The sequence below is a fragment of the Halorubrum sp. SD612 genome (assembly GCF_002135005.1).
In genome coordinates this window covers 1,562-4,065 of record NZ_NEWI01000195.1, presented here as the reverse complement: position 1 = coordinate 4,065, position 2,504 = coordinate 1,562, and the positions used below count along the sequence as shown (strand labels likewise).

Here is a 2,504-nt window from a genome sequence, read left to right as displayed (position 1 = left end):
AGGCCGACACCGACACCGACGCCGTCGTGATGTGCGGCGAGATCGGCGGGGAGGACGAGGAGCAGGCCGCGAAGTTCATCGGCGAGCACATGGACACGCCGGTCGCCGGCTTCATCGCCGGGCGCACGGCGCCGCCGGGCAAGCGCATGGGCCACGCGGGCGCCATCGTCTCCGGCTCCGGCACGGGCACGGCGCAGTCGAAGATCGACGCGCTCAACGACGCGGGCGTCCCCGTCGGCGACACCCCCGAGGAGGTCGCCGACCACGTCGAGGACTTCCTCTAGCCCGCTCGGTCGACCCGCCTCGCCCGTCGCGATCGAAGCGAGGTCTCGTCCCCGTTTTCAACTCCGGTAACCGGAGCGAAAGCTAAAACTATCGGTAGGGAAACACACGCACATGAATTCAGGCCCCGACGACCCGCCGGGCGACGCCGGCGGGGTCACAGCGGACGCGTCGGGGCCGGCCGGCGACGGCGCGGACCGAGTCCTGTTCGTCGACGACGAGCCGGGTGCGGCCGACCTCGCGGCCACGCACGTGGAGCGGCTCGTGGACGGGATCGGGACGATCACCCGAACGTCGCCGGACGAGGCGTTGGACGTCGTCCGCCGGGGAGGGGTCGACTGCGTCGTCAGCGACTTCGACATGCCGGGTGCGGACGGGCTCGAGCTGCTCGAATCGGTCCGCAGGGCCGACCCCGGCCTCCCCTTCGTGCTGTTCACCGGCAAGGGGAGCGAGGAGATCGCGAGCGAGGCCATCTCGGCGGGGGTCACCGACTACCTCCAGAAGGGCGCGGGGCGGGACCGCTACGAGATGCTCGCGAACAGCGTCGCGAACGCGCTGGAGCGCCGTCAGGTCGAGCGCGACCTCGGCGAGGTGAACGCGAAGGTCACGGCGATCCACGAGTTCGCGACGGAGCTGGCGTCGGTGACCGACGTCGCGGCGGTGTTCGACCGCACGGTCGACGCGGCCGAGGAGATACTGGAGTTCGACCGGTGCGTCACCGCCCGGCGGCGCGGCGACCGCGTCGTCCCGGCCGTCCTCTCCGAGAGCGTCACCGGGGACGAGGTCCGGACGTTCGAGGTCGGCGAGGGCGTCGTCGGGACCACGGTCGCCGAGGAGGAGACGATGGTGGTCGACAACCTCAGCGTCGACCCCGCGGACCCGGACGAACTGGAGGACCCCTCGTCCCCGGGGCGGCCGGTGTCCCGGGCCGACCGACGGGAGGGGTCGGAGGTGGCGGACCCGGTCACCGACGACATTCGATCGGCGATCAGCGTCCCGATCGGCTCACACGGCGTGCTACAGGCCGTCTCGGACGGCTACGCCGCGTTCGACCAGCGGGACGTCGAGTTCGCCGAGCTGCTGGCGGCTCACGCGGCCGACGCGATAGAACAGATCGAGACGGAGAACGCGCTCCGGACGGAACGCGACAGGCTCGCGGCGCTGTTCGACGAACTCCCGCTCCCGGCGGCGCGGACGGTCGTGGGCGACGACGGCGGCCGCGCCGTCGACGCGACCAACGAGGCGTTCGAAGCGACGTTCGGCTGCTCCGCGGCCGAACACGGGTACGCGGAGATCCGGGATACGGTCGTCCCGGCGGGTGCCGACCGCCTCGACGGGGACGCGGTCGTCGAGAGCGGCGAACCGCACCGGCTCGAGGTGCGGCGCCACACGACCGACGGGCTGCGGGATTTCATCCTCCACGCGATTCCCGTCGAACAGCCGTCCGAAACGGTCGTGTACAGTATCTACGCCGACATCGACGAGCAGAAGCGAGTCGAGCGGACCCTGCGGAACCTCCACGAGACGACCCGGGAGATGGTCCGCGGGGAGGAGCGCGAGGAGATCGCCGCGCTCGCGGCGCGCGCGGCGATCGACATCCTGGAGTTCCCGACCAGCGGCGTTCGGCTGTTCGACCCAGACGCGAACGTCCTCCGCCCGACGGCGATAAGCGAGGAGGCGAGGGCGGCGTTCGGCGAGCGTTCCGCGTTCGGCCCCGGCGACGGACGGATCTGGGACGCGTTCGACCGCGGCGACGCCGTCGTCGTCGACGACCTCGACGCCGTCGACACCGCCGTCGGGTACGGGGACCTGCGGAGCCTGCTCGCCGTCCCCCTCGCCGACCACGGCGTGATGCCGTTCGGGTCCCGCGAGCCGGACTTCTTCGACGACACGGCGGTCCAGCTGGCGCGGGTGCTCGCGGCGAACGTCACCGTCGCGCTCGACGCCGCCGAGCGCACGGCGCAGCTTCGCGACCGCGACGCCGCGCTCCAGCGGGAGATCGACCGGCTGGAGAAGTTCGCGGGGCTCGTCTCTCACGACCTCCGGAACCCGCTCAGCGTCGCCGTCGGCCGGACCGAGCTGGCCGGATCGCTGACCGACGACCCGGCCGTCCTCAACGAACTCGACCGGGTCGAGGACGCGCACGACCGAATGAGCCAGCTCATAGACGACCTCCTCGCGCTGGCGCGGCAGGGCCGGACGGTCGCCGAGATAGCGTCCGT

At 71.9% G+C, this 2,504-nt stretch carries 2 pseudogenes; both read left to right on the top strand.

The annotated features are described in order from the left end of the window. A pseudogene (locus B9G38_RS14860) lies at positions 1 to 284 on the top strand (succinate--CoA ligase subunit alpha); the annotation flags it as partial. Between the two features lie 112 nt (positions 285 to 396). Continuing rightward, a pseudogene (locus B9G38_RS14855) lies at positions 397 to 2,504 on the top strand (GAF domain-containing protein); the annotation flags it as partial.